Annotated in this window: 18 protein-coding genes; 13 read left to right on the top strand and 5 right to left on the bottom strand. The window is 45.9% G+C overall.

Annotation, left to right across the window (positions count from 1 at the left end):
• Positions 1-62 precede the first annotated feature (62 nt).
• Positions 63-830, bottom strand: coding sequence for a dienelactone hydrolase family protein (locus ACT6R0_RS15505; protein WP_444654548.1), 768 nt, complete (start codon positions 828-830; stop codon positions 63-65).
• A 109-nt stretch (positions 831-939) separates the two neighbouring features.
• Positions 940-1488, bottom strand: coding sequence for a type 1 glutamine amidotransferase domain-containing protein (locus ACT6R0_RS15500; RefSeq protein ID WP_444654547.1), 549 nt, complete (start codon positions 1486-1488; stop codon positions 940-942).
• Between the two features lie 158 nt (positions 1489-1646).
• Between ACT6R0_RS15500 and ACT6R0_RS15495 the strand changes: the two genes are divergently transcribed.
• A complete protein-coding gene (locus ACT6R0_RS15495; protein ID WP_444654546.1) occupies positions 1647-2339 on the top strand; it encodes a DUF421 domain-containing protein in 693 nt (230 codons plus the stop codon).
• A 53-nt stretch (positions 2340-2392) separates the two neighbouring features.
• Here the strand turns inward: ACT6R0_RS15495 and ACT6R0_RS15490 are convergent, their stop codons facing one another.
• Positions 2393-3688, bottom strand: coding sequence for a hypothetical protein (locus tag ACT6R0_RS15490; protein WP_444654545.1), 1296 nt, complete (start codon positions 3686-3688; stop codon positions 2393-2395).
• Positions 3689-3823: 135 nt separating this feature from the next.
• Here ACT6R0_RS15490 and ACT6R0_RS15485 point away from each other — a divergent pair, with 135 nt between their 5' ends.
• The 3 genes from ACT6R0_RS15485 (at position 3824) to ACT6R0_RS15475 (ending at position 5546) form a co-directional block, all read left to right on the top strand.
• Positions 3824-4321 (top strand): GNAT family N-acetyltransferase, encoded by a 498-nt coding sequence (locus ACT6R0_RS15485; protein ID WP_444654544.1) that lies wholly within the window; start codon positions 3824-3826, stop codon positions 4319-4321.
• Between the two features lie 278 nt (positions 4322-4599).
• On the top strand, positions 4600-4986 hold the full coding sequence (locus ACT6R0_RS15480; RefSeq protein WP_444654543.1) for an STAS/SEC14 domain-containing protein: 387 nt from the start codon (positions 4600-4602) through the stop codon (positions 4984-4986).
• Positions 4987-5003: 17 nt separating this feature from the next.
• Positions 5004-5546 (top strand): pyridoxamine 5'-phosphate oxidase family protein, encoded by a 543-nt coding sequence (locus tag ACT6R0_RS15475; protein WP_444654542.1) that lies wholly within the window; start codon positions 5004-5006, stop codon positions 5544-5546.
• 73 nt (positions 5547-5619) lie between these two features.
• On the opposite strand, the gene ACT6R0_RS15470 is transcribed toward ACT6R0_RS15475, so the two are convergent.
• The gene (locus ACT6R0_RS15470) at positions 5620-6975 is read right to left on the bottom strand and encodes a sigma-54-dependent transcriptional regulator (RefSeq protein ID WP_444654541.1); all 1356 of its coding nucleotides are present in this window, start codon (positions 6973-6975) and stop codon (positions 5620-5622) included.
• Positions 6976-7268: 293 nt separating this feature from the next.
• Between ACT6R0_RS15470 and ACT6R0_RS15465 the strand changes: the two genes are divergently transcribed.
• A complete protein-coding gene (locus ACT6R0_RS15465; protein WP_444654540.1) occupies positions 7269-9125 on the top strand; it encodes a PAS domain S-box protein in 1857 nt (618 codons plus the stop codon).
• Between the two features lie 30 nt (positions 9126-9155).
• Here the strand turns inward: ACT6R0_RS15465 and ACT6R0_RS15460 are convergent, their stop codons facing one another.
• Entirely contained in the window at positions 9156-9740 is a 585-nt protein-coding gene (locus ACT6R0_RS15460; RefSeq protein WP_444654538.1) for a Crp/Fnr family transcriptional regulator, read from the bottom strand.
• A gap of 233 nt (positions 9741-9973) precedes the next feature.
• Between ACT6R0_RS15460 and ACT6R0_RS15455 the strand changes: the two genes are divergently transcribed.
• The 8 genes from ACT6R0_RS15455 to ACT6R0_RS15420 all read left to right on the top strand — a co-directional run.
• On the top strand, positions 9974-11005 hold the full coding sequence (locus ACT6R0_RS15455; protein ID WP_444654537.1) for an LLM class flavin-dependent oxidoreductase: 1032 nt from the start codon (positions 9974-9976) through the stop codon (positions 11003-11005).
• 12 nt (positions 11006-11017) lie between these two features.
• On the top strand, positions 11018-11302 hold the full coding sequence (locus ACT6R0_RS15450; protein WP_444654535.1) for a GNAT family N-acetyltransferase: 285 nt from the start codon (positions 11018-11020) through the stop codon (positions 11300-11302).
• An 11-nt stretch (positions 11303-11313) separates the two neighbouring features.
• A complete protein-coding gene (locus tag ACT6R0_RS15445) occupies positions 11314-11526 on the top strand; it encodes a (4Fe-4S)-binding protein (protein ID WP_444654533.1) in 213 nt (70 codons plus the stop codon).
• Between the two features lie 17 nt (positions 11527-11543).
• Positions 11544-11738, top strand: coding sequence for a hypothetical protein (locus ACT6R0_RS15440; RefSeq protein WP_444654531.1), 195 nt, complete (start codon positions 11544-11546; stop codon positions 11736-11738).
• Positions 11739-11754: 16 nt separating this feature from the next.
• Complete coding sequence (locus tag ACT6R0_RS15435) at positions 11755-12072, top strand: GNAT family N-acetyltransferase (protein WP_444654529.1); 318 nt, start codon at positions 11755-11757, stop codon at positions 12070-12072.
• Positions 12073-12377: 305 nt separating this feature from the next.
• Positions 12378-13832, top strand: coding sequence for a tetratricopeptide repeat protein (locus ACT6R0_RS15430; protein ID WP_444654527.1), 1455 nt, complete (start codon positions 12378-12380; stop codon positions 13830-13832).
• 316 nt (positions 13833-14148) lie between these two features.
• Positions 14149-17235 carry an Ig-like domain-containing protein gene (locus tag ACT6R0_RS15425; RefSeq protein ID WP_444654525.1) on the top strand — a complete coding sequence of 1029 codons (3087 nt, stop codon included), beginning with the start codon at positions 14149-14151 and terminating at the stop codon, positions 17233-17235.
• Between the two features lie 129 nt (positions 17236-17364).
• Positions 17365-19919, top strand: a 2555-nt coding sequence (locus tag ACT6R0_RS15420) for a PKD domain-containing protein (protein WP_444658709.1), incomplete at its 3' end; no start/stop codon positions are given.

The following is a 19919-nucleotide window of genomic DNA, read 5'->3' as shown; positions in this document are numbered from 1 at the left end:
ATTACAAAAATTCACCAATTGAATTAGCGTAGTTAGTAAAATTCGTGGCTAAAATAACTGGTCTACTTACTAAAGATCTCCTCTAAAAATACTATAAAGTGTTCCCACGAGCGCTTGTCGGCCTTTTCGTTGTATGCCGCGCCTTTTGAATTATCATTTCCCGCTTCTTTTTCAGTAAAGGCATGAACGGCATTGGCATAATACACCATCTGCCAGTCGGCTTTGGCGTCTTTCATCTCTTTTTGAAAAGCTTCAATGTCCTTTTGCGGTACATAAGGGTCGTCGGCACCATGCAGTACCAGTACTTTAGTCGCTATTGATCCGTTCACTCTTGAGGCATCCTTTCCCAAACCGCCATGGAAGGAAACAACACCTTTTACATTCAGCCCGCCGCGTGCCGCTTCCAATGCGCCAGTACCGCCAAAGCAGTACCCTATTACCACAATGTTATTTTTATCTGCCCCTGAGGCTATCAGGGCATCAAGCGCGGCCTTGATACGCTTTTGGTAAAGTTCAGGATCACTTTTAAAATATCCTGACTTTTCACCTGCCTGCTGCGGTGAGGATGGGGCGTTTCCTTCTCCGTAAATATCGGCCACGAACGTGTAGTAACCCAGAGCATTTAGTTTTGCGGCAACCTCCTTTGTATGGACGTTAATACCCATCCATGCAGGGAGAATGAGGATGCCCGGCTTTTGCCTGAGCGGCTTTTTAGGCACACCTGCAAATCCGTTGAGCTTTTGGGTACCCTCTTTGTAGGCGACAGCCTTCAGTTGCGCGTTCGCGTTCGCTGCCATGATCATGGCAAGCACTAAAAGTTTGATCTTCATTATCGGATATTTTTTATAAAGTTAAAAAAAGAAGCCTTCATGCGCAATGGCATGAAGGCTTTTGGTGGTTCAGGCACAGACCTTAGTCATACTTTATGGGAAGTAAAAATTAAGAATGCTGCAATTCATGCTTCCCCTCCTTAATTTCCTCTACCATCTTTTTGTTAAAGGCAGGCAGGTCATCCGGGGTGCGGCTCGTTACCAGGCCGTTATCTACCACCACTTCGGCGTCTTTCCAGTTGGCACCTGCGTTCATAAGGTCTTTTTTGACCGAAGAGAATGATGTCAGCTCACGGCCATCCACCACCTCGGCGTCGATCAGTATTTGCGGGCCGTGGCATATCGCGGCTACGGGCTTCTTTTCGTCAAAAAAGCTTTTCACAAAGGCCACCGCATCATCGCTTCTCCTCAACTGGTCGGGGTTAATCACGCCTCCGGGAAGCACCAGTGCGTGGTAATCTCCTGACGATACCTCGTCAAGTGTTTTGTCTACTTTGTAGTCGCCACCCCAGTTACCGTCAGCCCATGCCTTGATGGTGCCGCTCTTCAGGCTCACGATCTCGGCTGTCCAGCCTTGTTGCTCCAGGTATTCTTTTGGTGATCTCAATTCACTTTCCTCAAAACCGTTGGTTGCCAGTATGGCTACTTTCTTGCTCATAATGTATTGTTTTTATTATGTTTTAGTTGAATACTATAAAATTACGACCCATACCGTGCGCCTACATACAATGCGATATTAAAGTTGTGCCAAAGTTTGTTAAGTCGAATCAGGACGTCGGGAAAATGATCTAATTTAGGATGATTATTCTTATAACCATGGAAGATATATTCGAATGGAAACGCCTGCTGTTCAATGACCTGCCTTTTAAATTCCTTATTGAGGTAGCATTCCGTACCGTGATCATGTTTACGGTCGTACTGCTCACGCTAAAATTTGCAGGCAAAAGAGGGGTAAAGCAATTATCTGTTTTTGAGGTTGTCATTATCATATCACTGGGCTCTGCGGCAGGCGACCCTATGTTCTATGAGGATGTAGGCCTTATCCCGGCCATATTAGTTTTCGTCATCATCCTTTTCATGTACCGCTCGGTAACCTGGCTGCTGGGTAAAAGTAAAAAGTTCGAGAATTTTATGGAAGGCAAAGTACACTGCCTGATCGAAGATGGACAGTTCTCCATATCAAGCTTTGAGCGGGAAGATCTCGCGCAGGATGAATTTTTTGCCGAACTCCGACTCAAATCTATCGAACATCTCGGGCAGGTACGTAATGCCTACGTAGAGACCAACGGCGCCATAAGCGTATTCTATTATGATGATGAAAATGTAAAATACGGCCTTCCCTTACGTCCGCAGCTCTTCAACCTTAAGAGCACCAACATACCCAAAGCAGGTATATACGCCTGTACGTTTTGTGCCAATACCCAACGTTTGGAGCCAACAACGGGTACTTGTTCTGTATGTGCAAAAAATGAATGGGTAGAGGCGATCAGGACAAAGCGGACAGTGTAAACAAAAAAGGCCGCCTTAACCATGGCGACCTCTTTCTCAATATATAACGTAACTTAACCTCTTGATCTTCCCCCCGAATTACCTCCGCCTGAGCGTGATGGCGCGGGAGAACTTTGCCTTGATGGAGCCGACGGTGTGCTCCTTACCGAGCTGCCACTGCTCCTTGATGGCGACATAGACGGGCTGCTGCTCCTTGAAGGTGAACTCATTGATGAGCTGCTTCTCGATGGCGTGCTTTGTGCCCTTGCAGCAGGAGCATTGTTCCTCTCGAAAGATGAATTGCTCCGGGCAGGTGTAGGCATATCGCTCCTTGTTGATCCAGTGCTCCTTACAGTAGTGCTACTTCTTGATGGTGTGCTGCCAGCAGATCTTACGGTTTCATTTGACCTTGATGGCGTTGACATTGCTCTTGTAGGGGAACTGTTCCTCACCATATTGTTGTCATTGCTCCTCGTAGCGTTGGTACTATTGGCCCTCACAGCATTGCTGCTATTGCCTCTTACTGTGTTAATATTCGTGTTCCTCACAGCGCTCGAAGATGATGAACGTGTTGATGTGTTATTGTACGAGCTCCTTGTTCCGCCCACAGTGCTTTGCGATCTTGAGCCGCCACGGCTTTGCTCAAGTACGCGCCTGTTGGCAATGCCATTGTTCCTTGTGCTGAAACCACGCCCGGGGTTCTGCCTTTCGTAATCGTTAGACCTCCTGCCGTTGTATATTGATACGGCGCGGTTACTTCTGCCTGTGTTCACGTAAGTATAGGTATTCCTGGTATTGATATGAACATGGCAATTATTCCTGTATCGGTATACTGGGTATGGTGCCCAGTAGCTGTAGTAGCGCGGGTAGTACCCCCAATACCATGGTGAGTAATATGGACGGTAGCTGCTAACCCAAAACACATCTAACAACACCGGCCTTGTTACATATACCGGCTCATAGATATAGTTGCTGCCATACATGTAAACGTCACCCACTACCTGTACCTGTACATTATTGTTGCGGTCCCTTTCCACTTCAATAGTAGCTACGTCCTGGAAAGTATCCACGCCCAGCACCGCCTGAAGTATTATAACGTGAGTATTGCCTTCGGACGCCTCTATCACCCTAAGGTAGTCCACACGATTATCGCCGTTAAGGTCAAGGTTAGATATCTGTATGTCCGGATCATTGAGCCTGCGCTCAAAATCTTCCAGGTCGCGTGAATCACCAAATATCGAAGCCACGGCTTTAAGGTCCAGGTTATCGCTAATGTCGGACTTGGCCCTTACTGTGGTCATGTCCTGGGCAAATATCCCGCCGATGCCGGCAAGAGCGAAAAGGACTGTATGGAATATTTTAGTTTTCATGATGCGTATGATTAATGCCTGATAAAATAAAAATTGTTACTTAATCAGGATTATCCAATTACTGTGCCAATAATTTTTTTGTACATTTACGTAATATTAAAAGCCAGCAATTACGGCTTTTTTTCAATAATAAAAATGATCGAAATAAGAAAAGCGGCATCTGAAGACTATGAGATCATCCGTGGGCTTGCCGACCGTATCTGGTACCACACCTATCATTCCATACTCGGGCAGGAGCAACTGGACTATATGATGGAGATGATGTACAGCCCGGCGGCATTTACCGAACAGATATCTGTAAAGAACCATCATTTCCTGCTTGCTTCGGAGGACGGCCTGTTCTTTGGCTTTGCCTCTTATGAGCTTAATTACCATTCCGAAACCGCCAAGATACATAAATTGTATGTCGTTCCCGAATCACAGGGCAAGGGCGTGGGCCAAAAGCTGCTTTCGCACATAGAGAATGAAGCGCTTAAGAACAGCAATGACAAGATCGTGCTCAACGTGAACCGTTTTAATAAAGCCGTCAACTTTTACCAAAAGGCGGGTTTTGAGAAGGCTGGGCAGGAGGATATCAACATCGGTAACGGCTACCTGATGGAGGATTTTATAATGAGGAAAGCGATCAGGTAATTTAAGACAGGGGTCATTCATATTTTACATTTCACAAGGGCATCAGGACATCACTGTCCAAGCCGATCAATATCTTTAAAACCGCAGGGCATTGCTGTTTGAAGCCGCTTTACTTCACGTATTTCAACTTTTGAATGAATTTACTTAGTTATTTGCATGCTAATAGGTCCTGCGGCTATATTTTACCAAAATCTTCTGTAATTATTATGATGCCAATAACATACGTTTAAAGGTATTGGCGGTAACTTTGGTTTAAAGCTAATTTAAATCAAATTGCCATGATCATACAGATACCAGACCTTCCCCACAACATGGTAGGATTCCGTGCAGACGGAGAAGTTACAGCTGAGGATTTTGAGATCATAAAATTGCAGGTAAGCCATCTTGTCGAGAAGACCGGAAAACTCAACTACATGCTGGTACTGGATAACTCTCCCGCCGACTTCACTCTTGGGGCGTGGTTACAGGATGCACTCCTCGGCCTGCAAAATATCACGAAATGGAACCGGGCCGCCATCCTATCCGACAGTGATACGCTGAAAACTTTTACCGACGTATTCAGTAAAGTGATGCCGGGCGAATTCAGGGCTTACAAGCACGCACAATATGATAATGCTGTGGACTGGGTTTCGGAACGAAGCGAAGACGAATCATACAACAATTAACTAAAATATAAAAAGCTATGTCAGGATCAAGCACGTCGAAAGACAATTTTAAGGATCTCTTCAGCCAGGAGGCAAGACAGAAGATCAAAGAAATGGCCAACGATATCGGGATGTGCATGTTTTGCACAGAACTATCAGTAAGGCCGATACCTACCCGCCCCATGAGCGTGGTAGATGTAGATGATGACGGCTCACTGTGGTTCATCTCTTCTAAAAAAAGCAATAAGAATTTCGAGATAAAGCACGATGACGAAGTGCAGCTTATATTCGCCAAGAATTCCGATGCGCACTTTCTTTCGGTATTTGGAAAGGCGATCATTTACAAGGACAAGGCACATATTGATGAGGTTTGGACACCCATTGCCAAAGCCTGGTTCGAGGAAGGTAAGGACGACCCGGATGTTACGGTGATCAAAGTAGAGCCGGTAGATGCTTACTACTGGGACACGAAGTATGGCAAAATGATCTCGATGATCAAATGGGCCTATGGTGCCGTTACCGGTGATATGGATAATGATGGCGGCGTAGAAGGAAGGCTCAATGTAGATGGAAGCCTTTAAAAAAATGGTCATAGATCATACGAAACTCCCCGGAATAGCATTCCGGGGAGTTTTTTGTTAAGCACTTACGTGATCAGCTGATCTTGTATTCCTCTATCTTCCTGTAAAGTGTTGTTAGGGCGATATTCAGCAACCTTGCCGTTTCGGTCTTGTTACCATTAGTATAATTGAGCACTTTTTGTATGTGCAGCTTTTCGGCAGATGCCAGCGAAAAAGCTGAAAGTACTTTAGGTTCCCCGTCGGTGGTGCCCGCAGATGCGTTTTGCTTCAGTTCATGGGGCAGGCTGCCGCAGGACAATGTATCGCTGCTCTCCAGGATCACGCTGCGTTCCAGTACGTTCTTCAGTTCGCGGATGTTACCGGGCCAGTTGTGCAGTTTGAGCGCCTGTAAGTAATCCGGCGAAAGCCGCATGATCTTTTTATTGGTCTTCAGGGCGAATGATCTCAGGAAGTGCGCTGCCAGCAATTCAATATCGTTAACCCTTTCGCGAAGCGAAGGTAATTCGATCGTGAAAATGGACAGGCGGTAGTAGAGGTCCTGCCTGAAATGCCCGGCGGTGATCTCCTTCATCAGGTCGCGGTTGGTGGCGGCGATAATGCGTACATTTACCCTGCTTACTTTGCTTTCGCCAGGTTTTATGAACTCGCCCAACTCCAGCACACGCAACAGCTTCGCCTGCAGGTCAACAGGCATTTCGCCTATTTCGTCAAGGAATATAGTTCCGTTATGCGCTTCCTCAAATAGTCCTTTACGATCTTTATTGGCACCGGTAAATGCACCGGCTTTGTGCCCGAACATTTCGCTCTCCAGCAGGTCGTGACTAAAGGCAGAGCAGTTGATGGCTACAAAGTTTTTTTCCCTGCGGGAGCTGTTTTGGTGTATGGCGTTAGAAAAAACTTCCTTGCCCGTACCCGTTTCACCGGTAAGCAGTACGGTAGTATCGGTAATGGCGACTTTTTGGGCAAGCTCTACAGCCTCCCGAACCTTATTGGAATGGCCGATGATCGCCTCGAACGAGAATTTGGCATCAAGCTGCTGCTCCAGTTTTGAAATGCGTTCGTTGAGACTGCTTTTTTCTATTGCACGGTGTATCAGTGGTATGATCTTGTTGTTGTCATCGCCTTTGGTAATATAGTCAAATGCGCCGTTCTTAATGGCCTGAACGCCATCGGGTATGTTCCCGTAAGCTGTTAGGAGTATGACCTCTATGTGGGGGTAGGCTTTCTTTATTTCAAGTACAAGTTCTACGCCGCTGCCGTCGGGCAGCTTTACATCGCACAATACTATATCTACATGCTGGCGTGACAGGAGCTTTGATCCCGATCTGCAATCCCCGGCTTCGTAAAGCTCAAAGCCCTCCAGCTTCAGTATGCGTACCAGCAGGCCTCTTAGTTTTTCCTCATCATCAATAACAAGTATGGTTTTCACGGAAAGAGATTTTAAGCAAAATTAGTTTATTTTGGAGAGCCAGTGACGGATATTGTTCAGTCTTTCCGCTGCTATTACATTCTTTGCTATCATGGCATATATCGGAGCTCTTAAAATTATTAATATCAGCAAGCTTTGAAAATAGACGCTATAAGATATTTATATAATAATGCAGTATGAATAGGGTAATAATAATGTTTTTATTTTTTTTGTGTAAAATATGATATTATCAATAAGATGTTGGGATTTTAATGGTATACTCGCAAGATATTATGAAAAACTGAACAAAAGGCATGACCATCTTTATACATATAACTTACCTGATCTTTATTTCTTTTACAGCAGGCTGGTACATAATGAAATATAAAAGGAAGAAGCGGAAAGCTGACCTGACCATCAACCGTATTAATGATGCGGTAATATCAATTGACAGAAAGGGAAGATATACATTTTTAAATGATGCCGCGCTGGCAACACATCCGCTCGGTCGTGAAAAAACGCTGGGCAAGGTGATCTGGGATGTACATCCTGAAGCAGTAGGTACACCTTTTTGGGAAGCCTATTATAAAGCAATGAAAACGGGCGAAATGGTGGAGTTCGACAGTCACTATGCTTCGATAAGCCAATGGTTCTCGGTCAAAATATATCCATCGGATACGGGGCTTACGATCTTTTACCAAAATATTACGCAAAGTAAAGCGATCGGCAAGGAACTTAGTAAAAGCGAAGAGAAGTACCGAGCGTTGTTCCATAAAAGCCCGCTTCCTGCATGGTTATATGACTTTGAAAGCCTCGGCTTCATAGAAGTGAATGATGCGGCGGTGGATCACTACGGATATACTCGTGAAGAATTTTTGGCAATGACCATAAAGGACATAAGGCCGGAGGAGGAAATAGCGGCGCTTCTTGAAGACATTGCCAGGGTAAAGATACATCCCGGTTCCAGCCACGGCAGCTGGAGGCACCGCAAAAAGGACGGCGATATAATAATTGTGGAGGCAACGGCTCATTCTTTTGCCCACGATGGCCGTCCGGTACGTTTGGTGATCGTTAACGACATCACCCAAAAAACCATCATGGAACAAAAGCTGATGGAGAATCAGGCCAGGCTAAAGGAGGCCCAGGCGATCGGGCGTATGGGGTATTGGGATGTTGACCTTACTACAGGAACGCACTCATGGTCTGACGAATTATATAGTATATTCGGCACCGAAGTGCCGGAAACGGGCCCCTCCAAAGCACTTTTTCTTTCATTTATCCATCCTGAGGACCAGGTCGTGGCAGAAGCGATCATCAGCCAGGCGCTTAACAGCTATACTGAATCCGGCATTGACTTCCGGTTTTATACATCATTGGGCAAAAAAAGGTATGGAAGCATTCAATGGCGCTTTTATCGAAATTCTGACAATATTCCGATAAGGCTTTTTGGGACCTTGCAGGATATTACCGAGCGCAAGGTTGCCGAAGAAAATTCCAAGCTGCTTGAATCCAAGATCAAGGAACAGAAAGTACAGGCACAGAAAAAAATTTCGAAGGCCATTATCAAAACACAGGAAAAGCACAAGAATTATATTGGACAGGAATTGCACGACAATATAAACCAAATACTGTTCGGGGTCAGGTTCCACCTTGGCATTGCCGCAAGAAACTGCGACGAAGTAAAGGAACTGGTCAGCATTCCGTTAGAAGGGGTCAGTAAGGCTATGCGCGAGATCCAGTTGCTTTCCCATAACCTGGTAGCGCCTCTAAGCGATGCAGACCTGCAGGATATCATAAACGAAATGATCCACAAGCTGAATGTCGATACGGAAACCCCTTTGAACATAAATTTTTCTTATGACATTCCTTTTGATATCCCCGACGATCTTAAATTGACCATTTACAGGATCGTCCAGGAACACCTCCACAATATCAGGAAGCATGCCTGGGCATCGAATGTGTCCATAATATTGGAAGCAAAGGATAAGTGGGCATATATTTCTGTAGAGGATGACGGGAAAGGCTTTGATGTAAAACAGAAGCGGAAAGGCCTTGGTATTTCAAACATACTGCACAGGGTAGAAGCCTTTAACGGCAAAATAAGCATGCAGAGTAAAATTGGTGAAGGAAGCAAAACCGAAATTACCCTTCCACTTGTATCGAATGGGTAGGATCTGCTGAAATATAAACTGTTCGGAACATTACTCTTTCAGTAGCAGCTGGCGCTTAATGCGGCTTAGGGTATCTTTTGTAATGCCCAGGTAGGAGGCTATCATGTGCTGCGGGAAACGCTCCAACAGGCTGGGATGCGCGGCAACAAAATCGATGTACCGCTTTTCGGCCCCGCCGCTAATGGAGGAGGTGAGCCTTTTCAGGTTGGCAATGCTGTTGCGGTCATCCATCATCCTTATCATTTCTGCAAAAGCAGGGCAGCGCTGTATCAGTTCCAGCACATCGGGACGCGATATAAGTAAGAGTTCGGTATCCTCCCATGCATCTATATTGTAAACCGACGGTGTTCCTGTAGTATAGCTTTCGCGGTCGCCTACCCACCAGTTCTCAATATACAGGTGCACTATATATTCGGTGCCTTTATCATCTACGGTATATTGCCGCATAGCGCCGCTAAGGATGAAGCCGTACTGCCTGCATATTTCACCTTCCTGCAAAAAATAGTGTCTTTTGCGTAGGCGCTTATAGGTAAAGTAGCCTTTTACGACCTCAAAGTCGCTTTCTGAGATGCCGTTGGGCAAGTAACTGTTGATGTAGTCGAATAGTTGTTTCATTATTTTCTCCTGACAACAAATTTAGCATTTTTTTTGGTAGCCATGAACTGTTCCACATGCAGGCTATTCAGTATCGCGTAGACATTTGTATACCCCTTTTTTCGTCAAAAGTCATCGTTGCTTTTTACCGAAAAAAGGAACTTTGTGTATGCATCCGGCTTATCATTGCTTACACAGGGTTAACCGGAGTATGGCGATTTATGCTTAAATTTATGATGATCTAAGAAATATATATGGAAATAGGGATAGACAGTTTTGCGTCGGCCATGTACGGGAGCGACAGTTTGAGCAGTGTAGAAGCAATGGAGCAGCTTTTGGACCGGATGGCCGCCGCCGATGGTGCGGGGCTTGATTTTTTTGGCATCGGGGAGCACCATAAAAAAGAGTTCCTGGACTCGGCACCCCACGTGATATTGGCCGCCGCGGCCGCACGCACCAAACGGATACGCCTGGGAAGCGCGGTAAAAGTGCTGAGTACCGATGACCCCGTGCGCGTGTACCAAAGCTTTGCCACGCTCGACCTGATATCGAAAGGGCGTGCCGAAATCACTGTGGGCCGTGGATCATCTGTAGAAGCCTACCCGCTTTTTGGGTTTAACCTCAAGGATTATGACGCGCTGTTCGCAGAAAAGCTGCAGTTGCTGCTACAGGTAAGGGATAACGAATATACGACATGGTCAGGCCGGTTCAGGCCGCCAATGGACAACCAGCCGGTGTACCCCAGGGCATTGCAGGAAAAGCTGCCGGTATGGCTGGGGGTTGGCGGTACGCCTGAATCGTTCGTTCGCGCGGGCTCGTTAGGGCTGCCGCTGATGGTAGCTGTAATAGGTGGCGAAACGGAACGTTTTCGACCTCTTGTTGACCTGTACAGGGAAGCGGGGCGTGTGGCCGGTTTTTCGCCGGAACAGCTGAAAGTAGGGCTGCACTCGCCCGGTTATGTAGCACAAACCACCCAACAGGCAATTGCCTATTATTACCCCGGGTATGCCGAATTGTGGACAAAACTGGGCAAAGAGCGCGGATGGCCGCCGGTAACCCGTGCAAAATTCGATGCATTGATCGCACCCCGTGGCGTGCTGGTAGTAGGCGGACCGGAGGAGGTAGCTGAAAAATTGCTGAGGCACAGCGAGGCTTTGGGCGGTGTGGACAGGTTTGCCTTCCAGATGGATAATGCCGGGTTAACGCATAGCCAACTGCTGCAGGCCATAGAACTGATAGGCACGAAAGTGATCCCGCTTGTACAAAAGTCATCAAGTACTCTTTAAAGGATAAAGATCATGGACATAGTATTGAAGGAAAGCGGTGCCAAAGGTTATGCCTTGGCGCTGGAGAATGATAAAAGGGCAGGGGCAATGACCTACTCTGTCGCAGGTGAGCACCTGATAATAATTGACCATACCGAGGTAGGCGCAGAACATAAAGGCAAGGACATAGGGAGGCAATTACTCTATAAGCTAGTTGATATGGCAAGGGATAAAAATTTGAAGATCATACCCCTGTGCCCGTTCGCGGCAGCGATGTTCAAAAGGTCGGAAGACATAAAAGACGTATTGAAATTATAAACCCTGCGATAATGGCAACTATTAAAGAATACCAAAAGGACAACCTTACCGTAATTTGGGAGCCCAAAAAATGCATACATGCGGGCATATGCGTAAAGACGCTTCCCAAAGTATACGACCCAAAGGCAACCCCATGGGTCAATTGCAATAATGCCTCTGTAGACGAGCTAAAAGCCCAGATAGACGCGTGCCCTTCAGGAGCTTTGAGTTATCGCGGATCATAATTTGTTAATTGACACAAATGGATAAAGAATATCCTTTTACAGGATTCGCCGGCCACGGGGTTTCGTTAGCCCTTTACCTTCATGATCCCGACGATAACGGGGTGGAGCTGTATTGGGACAAGCCCATGGAGGAGTGGCCAGGGAGCGCAGACGGCTCAGTAGAAATGTATAGCAATAAGCTTGACCTTATTGACCTGATGAAAGAATTATGATCTTATAAGCGAAAAAATGAAGCCAATATTTGAAAGCATATCTTTGGTAAAGAATGCAGAAAAGAAGCGTTTTGAAATTGAGATGAACGGCAGTTATGCGTTCATCAATTATGGGGAGTTCGGCAACCAGGTAGCGTTGGTGCATACTGAAGCCGACCTGGAACTGGAAGGGACAGGAGCCGCGGGTGCGGTGGTAGAAAAGACGCTGCACTACCTTGAAGACAACGAGATGGAACTGCTCCCGTTTTGCCCGTTCGTATTTGCGTACATAAAAAAGCACCCGGATTGGAAGCGTATTGTGAGCAGGAAATTTAAAGGCTACGACAACCTCTAAAATTCAAATAGCCACGAAGTCATACGACACCTGAAAGGGACGCTCGTCAATTCATCAAAAGTTATTTGAACGACATTACCGATGGGATGATGAGCGAACTGAGGTTTGCAATACTATCTGTCATCGCCGTGCAGAAACAACGCTGGCCTCCTGATCGTCGGAAGTTCTTATCGATCAAAGCACATAATATATAACTTGAAAAAACTACTAGTTATAAGCAACATGATAGTTAAAAATCAATTTATATTGAAATGTCGGGAAATAGTATAACTTTGCCAAAAGCTAATGTTTTTACAAGGTTTACAATGATAAGGGCACATAGGATCGTCATATTCATCTATATATTTTTTACTTCTTTTTTCGGGCTTTCACAAAGTAATGGCATTGGGGCTAAAACCCTTGAGCAGCTTGTAGTTGAAAACCACGGCCTGTTGATGAAAGATCCCGATAAAGCTTTTTATGATATTGATGATCTGCTCGACAGGGCGAAAAAAGAAGGTGATAAGCGAAGCGAGTTACTATTATTATCCCGCCGTTGCTGGTACCTGACCAATAACGACCTAAAAAAAGCCATTGACGCGACAAAAAAGCTCCAGCTAAAGGCCGAAGAATATAAAGACCTGCATTTTACAGCTACCGCCCATAACCATTTCTCCAATATATACCTGAACAGTGGCCTCCCAAAAAAGGCATTGGAGGAATTTGAGGCTGTTATGGAAGACATGGGGAAAGCAGGATACAAAGCAAGCAAGCATGATGACTGCATCCTCCGGACAAATGCCTATTCTGCGGCGGGCAGTGCCTATAGGGAACTAAATAAACCGCGTGAGGCTGCAAAAATGATCCTGAAGGCAAATGAGGACATCAAACAGCTCGAAGATTCTGAATATAAAAGACTTTTGCTTCGTATCAATTACTCAAATCTCGGGGAGATCTATTCAAGGGTCGATATTGATTCTGCCGAAAATTTTGTACACCAGGCCATTAAGCTAAGCCAGGAGAAGGATAGTACAGATATTATACACTTTAATACAAGCATGATCCTGGGTTATATTAACAAGGAGAAAAAGCAGTATGCAGAAGCAATAAGCCACTATAAAACAGCTGAGAGCAAGATATCCTATTTCAACCCGAGCCGTGAGAGCATTAATTCGATCTATGTCAATCTTTACGAAATATACAAAGCTACCGACAGCCTGGAGCAGGCGAACCATTATCTCGAAAAGTCGCAAAGCAGCCTTTTAGAGGAAGAGCAAAATAAAAACAGGTCCCTTCATAAAATAATAGATGACAAGCTGCTGGAAGAAAAGAATTATACTGTATATGTGGGCATAGCGTCGGCCATAATGCTGCTCATAAGCCTTGGCATCATACTGAGGCTCTATCTTAGGAACAGGCTCCTGGAAAAACAGGAACGGGCAGATGAGGCTTATCTCCGGGTAAACCAGCCGGCGAAGGTGCAGGATATCGATGCCTACAAACGCCTTGCCGAACTGGCACGCACTGATGACCAGGCATTTATCATAGCCTTCCATGACCAGTTCCCCGGGTTTTATGAAAAGCTGCTTGAAATAAACCCAAAGCTTGTAGAGTCTGAAATAAAGTTTTGCGCTTTCCTTAAACTTAAACTTTCTACCAAGGAGATCGCGCAGGTGCAAAACATTGAGCCTGCTACCGTAAAAAATAAAAAGAACCGCATCAGGAAAAGGCTAACTATTCCTGCCGATGTTGAGCTGTATTATTTTTTTAACCAGCTGTAGCTTCGATCTTAATTAAGGACGGAATAATGAGTGTGCATCCTTCTTCTTTAACATCTAGATCCTTTGCCTTTTTTGTGATTTTTACATTTTTCTGTCAAAAAAATATAACACATTTCAAGGTTAACTTTATAAAACATTAATTAATAAGTTTTTAACTGTTTTTCAACCTACGTTATGTATGTGTTGTGAAGGTTAAATTTACTTCGTTATGCACCTGTTGTACCCCTAAATATTCGGCTGATCGTGTGATTTCATATTAGATTTGGCAAATGCTAGACCTGATCAAAACTATGAACATTATTAAACCATTAAGCCAATGAAAAAAATATTTACTTTATTACTATTTTGTACAGCACTATGCGCCAATGCCCAAATGATCCCGCAAATACAATGGGAAAGATCTTTAGGGAGCGAATCTAATGATACTGCAGCAGGCGTTGCCGCTACAGCAGATGGAGGCTACATAGTGTACGGAAATGTATTTGCCGGTACAGGGAACGTGACCACCCACTATGGCTCTGCCGATTACTGGGTCGCAAAATTAGACGCCGACGGTACGCTGGAATGGGAAAGGACTTATGGCGGCACCGATTATGACGCGGCAGGCGGCTTGAGGATCGAAACTTCGCGGATACATCAAACTTCTGATGGTGGTTACATACTTGGAGGGGTCAGTATGTCTTATGACACAGATGTATCGGCAAATTCTGGTGGAACTGATGTCTGGATCGTAAAGATAGACAATTCGGGTGATATTGAATGGGAGCAAAATTACGGGACCGATGCAGATGAATATTTTTCTGACATTAAGGAAACGAATGAAGGTGGTTTTATAATGACCTACACCAGTTCGGATTATAATACACTGATCTTTAATACCACGATAGCTAAAATAGATGTACTTGGAAATATAGAATGGGCCAATGCTTATGGGGAGGGTGAATACAAATACTCAAACCTGTACAGTATTACACAAACTTCAGATGGTGGTTATATCAGTACGGGATGGACCAATGCAGATAATTCTGCTGTAACGCCAGAAGATGAGATCTTCCCCGGATTTTATAATGTCAGCAGGCTTTGGGTACTTAAAATTAGTACATCGGGGGCTTTTGAGTGGGCGAGAACGTACGGAGGGAGCAATATTGAAGAAGGCTATTGTATCGTAGAAGATGCCGCTGGCAACTATGTGGTAACAGGAATGACCTATTCGGGCGACGGGGATGTATCATCACATCCGGATCCGGACAATGTTATGTCGCCCTGGATATTGAAATTGGATACTGCCGGAGAGATACTATGGGAGAAAACGTATGGGCGCGCATCAAATGCTGTTGCAGTTGAAGTAATGCCTGATGGTAATTATGCGATCGGTGGCAGTTTTGTGCAAGCCATATTTTCATCGAACAATGGAGATGTTATAACATCACAGGGAAGCACTGATGAGTTCCTGATGAAATTAGACCAGGCAACAGGGAACATCATCTGGACAAAAACGATGGGCGGGACCTCCAATGATAATTTATGGAACTTTACGCTTACGCCGGACAGTGGATTTATAACCATTGGGAGCAGCAGGTCTGTTGATGGCGATATAACAGGCAATAATGGAGGTTTTGATTACTGGGTCGTAAAATTAGGGCCTGATTGCGAAGTTCCTGTTATGGCCATTGATACCGCTTATACAGTTTGTGCAGGGAACGAACTTATGTTAACGGCGGCTTCAGCAGGCAATACGATCAACTGGTATGCATCGCAGGCAAGCCCGACGATACTGTTCACGGGATCCGAGTTTGTCCTTCCTGCCGTAACCGCCGGAGGGTCGTATTGGGTAGAAGCCGTTTCTCCCACAGGATGTACTGCCGGGAGGACTGAGGTCACTGTCACGGTAAACCCATTACCTGCACTAACGGTTGCTGCTACTGCCCTTAGCATTTGTGAAAATGCGACAGCAACGCTTACAGCAGCTACAACAGCAGGTAACGATATTGAGTGGTATATTAGCGCCAGTGCTGCAACCCCTATCGCCTCCGGCACTGAATTTACCACCCCGGCGCTTACCGCGGACACCTCTTACTGGGTATTGGCCATAACGCCTGAAGGTTGCGTTTCTGCACGGACAGAGATCACTGTTACCGTGAATGCTTTGCCTGAGGTAACAGTACAGGATACGGCTGTATGCGGCAGCACGGCAGCTGCGATCACAGCGGCTTCGGCAGGCAACACCATCAATTGGTATGCTGCTGCCACAGATACTACACCCCTTTTTACAGGCGCGGCATTCACAACACCGGTGCTTGCTGCTACGACCAGCTACTGGGTAGAGGCCCTATCGGCTGAAGGATGCTCATCGGCCAGGACAGAGGTTACGGTAACTGTAAACACAGTGCCGGTAATAACTGTACAAAGCGCTAACGTGTGTGAGGGCGCTGCAGCTACTATCACGGCAGCTTCGGCAGGCAACACTATAAACTGGTATAGCACGCAGAACGATACAACGATACTTTTCACAGGCACCGACTTTACCACCCCATCGCTTTCTGCCTCCACAAGCTATTGGGTGGAAGCAGTGTCGGCACAGGGATGTAGTACGGCAAGGGTGCAGGCCAACGTTACGGTAGAACCACTTCCGGTAATAAGTGCCGGAGATACAAGCGTTACCATTTGCGCGGGCAATACGGCGGTGCTTTCGGCTGCTGCGACAGGCAGCAACCTTGTAGTTTGGTTTGATAGTGAAACGGCAACGCAACCAATTGCCACCGGTGCGGACTATACTACACAGGAACTGTCCGCATCGGCATCTTACTGGGTGGCGGCATACAATCCGCAAACGCATTGCGAGTCCGCTAAAGTACCCTACACAGTGACAGTAAATGATAATACAACCCCTGTGGTCGAATTTAGTTATGGTGAAGCGACATATTGCTTTACTGCTGCTGATCCAATACCTGTATTCGCTCCGGGGTTCACCCAGGGAGGAACATTTAGCGCAGCGGCAGGTTTGGCTCTGGATGGCGAAACGGGAGAAATAAATATACGCACCAGCCAGCCGGGCAATTATGTTGTAGTATATGAAGTGAACGATGAAGATTCGTGCCTGCTGTACGGCCGCTTTGAAACACAGGTCACCATTGATCCCTGTGCCGATATACAAAGGGGAATATCTCCTAACGGGGATGAGTACAACCAGTATTTCGACCTGACAGGAATGGGGGTTAGGGAGCTTGCTATCTTCAACCGTTACGGGCAGGAAGTATATGGCGCCTCGAACTATGTAAAGGAATGGCAGGGCCAGGACAGGAATGGAAATGAGCTGCCTACCGGAACTTATTTTTATTCAATAAGCAGGACCGATGGAAAACAGCTAACAGGCTGGATCTACATCAACAGGGCAAGTAAATAAAAAGCAGGGACCTGCCGGCCGGTAATTCGGCCGGTAGATTTTTTAGCGCTTTCGTTGGATGATACATTACGTTTTCAATACGTAAGGCAGTAAGATAATTATGGCGAATGACATGATCCCAAAAACTAAATGAAAAGAATATTTTTTATAGTACTACTGATCTTTCCGGTCTTGGGCTTACAAGCCCAGATGAATACCGCACATTGGTATTTTGGTGCTAATGCGGGAGTGGATTTTTCATCAGGTTCCCCGGTCCCTGTACCCGGCGGCGCATTATCTACGGCGGAAGGCAGTTCATCAATATCAGACGAATTTGGCGAACTTAAGTTTTATACTGATGGTGTTACGGTCTATACTCAAAGCCATGGTGTCATGCCGAATGGTGAAGGGTTATACGGTAAAAGTTCCAGTTCCCAGTCGGCCCTAATTGTACCCGGTCCGGGGCCTTCGCAACTGTTTTATATTTTTACAACGGACGCTGTCGAAATGAGTCCGAAATATGGCTTGAGGTACACTGTGGTAGATATGGCATTGGGTACGGAAGGAGAGGTACTGCCGGCCCAAAAAAATATTCCTGTGCCCCTGGGCGGACTCCAGGGCGTTTCTGAAAAATTAGCGGCAGTTGCAAAAGCTGACTGTTCGGGCTATTGGATCATTACATATTACAAGAATAAATTTTATACATTTTCACTAACCGCGGACGGGCTGGATATTGATAACCCTATAGTAAGCGAAGCAGCGCCATTTTCAGATGAAGATGGCATCCAGGGATATATTAAAGTATCCCCCGATGGAAACAAGCTTGCAGCGGCATTTAAAAAAGATTATACAGGCAGTTTGATCTTATACGATCTTAATAGTAATGACGGAAGTATTTCGGGTGGAGCGGTGCTATCTGCTCCGGACACTCCTGGCGGGCGGCTTTACTATGGTGTGGAATTTTCGCCTGACAGCAACGTGCTTTATGCCACATATAGTGGATTGGTCCGCTATGACCTTACGGCGGCATCGATACCCGGTTCAGAAGTTATAATGTATACTACCGGCAATGGTGTTAGCGGGGCATTGCAAACCGGCCTCGACGGAAAGATATACTACGCACGCTTGAACAGTGCCTATTATCTTGCCGTAATTAATGATCCCAATAATTTTGATGCGCCTGGCTTCAATGCGTTCGGACTGTTTTTGAACGGGCAAAGCCACGCCATTGGATTACCTGCTTTTCCCCAGCCATTTTATAATGCCAGCCTTTTTATAAACGGCTCAAAGGATGTACAGACGTTTTGTGCGGAAGACCCGATAAATTTCACCTATTGCTTTAATGGTGGCGTACTCCCGGACTGGACGGTAAAATACGATTTTGGCGATGGCACAATTTCTACAGACGAAGCGCCCGTACACACCTATGCTGAGGCCGGAACCTACACCGTGACATTGGAAATAACCATCGGGTTGAATATTATCACGGTTAGCACTACCGTTATCATACTGCCGCTGCCTGTAGCCAACGAACCTACCAATATGGTAGTGTGCGATGTGCTGCCAAATGACGGCTTTTCGGAGTTTAACCTCGATTTGCAGAAGGCAGCTATTTTAGGTGTACAGGATCCTGATGAATATACTGTAACCTACCACTTGACAGAAGAAGAAGCAATCAATAACGAAGGTACGCAGCCGTTTGATCTTACCAATACGGCCAGCCCGCAAACAATCTATGTTCGTGTAACAAATAATACTACAGGTTGTTTTGACACAACGTCGTTCGACCTGATCGTGCATCCCTTACCGGTTACAGGCGATCCTGATAACCTTTTGGCTTGTGAAGAGCAGGAGGGGACAGGCATTGCCGAATTCGACCTTACCGAAGCCATTCCGCAGATCATCGGGGATAATACAGACATGCAGGTGACCTTTTACAAAGACTTTACAGACCTTAATAATAATTTTCCGATCGTAGGCGCTACGGCTTATGCCAATGTAACGCCCTACAGTGACACCATTATTTTTAAAGCCTATGAGGCTGCAGCGCCGGACTGCATCAGCACTGGTGAGCTGGGCCTTGAGGTAAGCCCGTTGCTGATTGTAAGCCATGCCATCACAGATTATTTGCTGTGCGATGTCAATGCTGCAGGCGATGGCATTGAGGTTTTCGACCTTACTTTAAAAAATGATGAGATAACAACATCTATTGGAGCAATTATAACCTATTATACCTCGCAATCCCATGCCGAAGAGGGTGAAGAGGACATTGATGCGCCAACGGCATACGAAAGCGGCAACACCACGATCTGGGTACGGGTAGCTAATGGTTTTGGCTGCCAAAATATTACGTCATTTGAACTTGTTGTAAACCCACTTCCTGTGGTGAATACAGACATGGAACCTTTCTATGCCTGTGAGGAAGAGCCGGGGCAGGGTCTTTTTGACCTTGACCAGATAGATACTGTTGTCACTAATGGTGCTTCAGGTTATACTGTGGCTTATTTCGCAACGCTTGATGCGGCACAAAACCCGACAGATAACAACTATCTTCCTACGCCATACCTCTCTCCTAATACTACTATCTATGCCAGGGTGGAGAACGTGAACACCGAGTGTGTTGTTATTACTACTGCCGATCTCGAAGTGCTTCCTGCACCGATAGCCCCTGACCTTGCCCCGATAGAAGAGTGTGACTTCAATAA

The sequence above is a fragment of the Flavobacterium sp. genome, assembly GCF_052437795.1.
Classification (GTDB): domain Bacteria; phylum Bacteroidota; class Bacteroidia; order Flavobacteriales; family Flavobacteriaceae; genus Flavobacterium.
This window is presented reverse-complemented; position numbering and strand designations above follow the sequence as displayed.

What these genes read in the sequence shown, in the direction of transcription:
- ACT6R0_RS15505 (WP_444654548.1), bottom strand. Translation starts at nt 830, where the DNA reads ATGAAGATCAAACTTTTAGTGCTTGCCATGATCATGGCAGCGAACGCG.
- ACT6R0_RS15500 (WP_444654547.1), bottom strand. Translation starts at nt 1,488, where the DNA reads ATGAGCAAGAAAGTAGCCATACTGGCAACCAACGGTTTTGAGGAAAGT.
- ACT6R0_RS15495 (WP_444654546.1), top strand. Translation starts at nt 1,647, where the DNA reads ATGGAAGATATATTCGAATGGAAACGCCTGCTGTTCAATGACCTGCCT.
- ACT6R0_RS15490 (WP_444654545.1), bottom strand. Translation starts at nt 3,688, where the DNA reads ATGAAAACTAAAATATTCCATACAGTCCTTTTCGCTCTTGCCGGCATC.
- ACT6R0_RS15485 (WP_444654544.1), top strand. Translation starts at nt 3,824, where the DNA reads ATGATCGAAATAAGAAAAGCGGCATCTGAAGACTATGAGATCATCCGT.
- ACT6R0_RS15480 (WP_444654543.1), top strand. Translation starts at nt 4,600, where the DNA reads ATGATCATACAGATACCAGACCTTCCCCACAACATGGTAGGATTCCGT.
- ACT6R0_RS15475 (WP_444654542.1), top strand. Translation starts at nt 5,004, where the DNA reads ATGTCAGGATCAAGCACGTCGAAAGACAATTTTAAGGATCTCTTCAGC.
- ACT6R0_RS15465 (WP_444654540.1), top strand. Translation starts at nt 7,269, where the DNA reads ATGACCATCTTTATACATATAACTTACCTGATCTTTATTTCTTTTACA.
- ACT6R0_RS15460 (WP_444654538.1), bottom strand. Translation starts at nt 9,740, where the DNA reads ATGAAACAACTATTCGACTACATCAACAGTTACTTGCCCAACGGCATC.
- ACT6R0_RS15455 (WP_444654537.1), top strand. Translation starts at nt 9,974, where the DNA reads ATGGAAATAGGGATAGACAGTTTTGCGTCGGCCATGTACGGGAGCGAC.
- ACT6R0_RS15450 (WP_444654535.1), top strand. Translation starts at nt 11,018, where the DNA reads ATGGACATAGTATTGAAGGAAAGCGGTGCCAAAGGTTATGCCTTGGCG.
- ACT6R0_RS15445 (WP_444654533.1), top strand. Translation starts at nt 11,314, where the DNA reads ATGGCAACTATTAAAGAATACCAAAAGGACAACCTTACCGTAATTTGG.
- ACT6R0_RS15440 (WP_444654531.1), top strand. Translation starts at nt 11,544, where the DNA reads ATGGATAAAGAATATCCTTTTACAGGATTCGCCGGCCACGGGGTTTCG.
- ACT6R0_RS15435 (WP_444654529.1), top strand. Translation starts at nt 11,755, where the DNA reads ATGAAGCCAATATTTGAAAGCATATCTTTGGTAAAGAATGCAGAAAAG.
- ACT6R0_RS15430 (WP_444654527.1), top strand. Translation starts at nt 12,378, where the DNA reads ATGATAAGGGCACATAGGATCGTCATATTCATCTATATATTTTTTACT.
- ACT6R0_RS15425 (WP_444654525.1), top strand. Translation starts at nt 14,149, where the DNA reads ATGAAAAAAATATTTACTTTATTACTATTTTGTACAGCACTATGCGCC.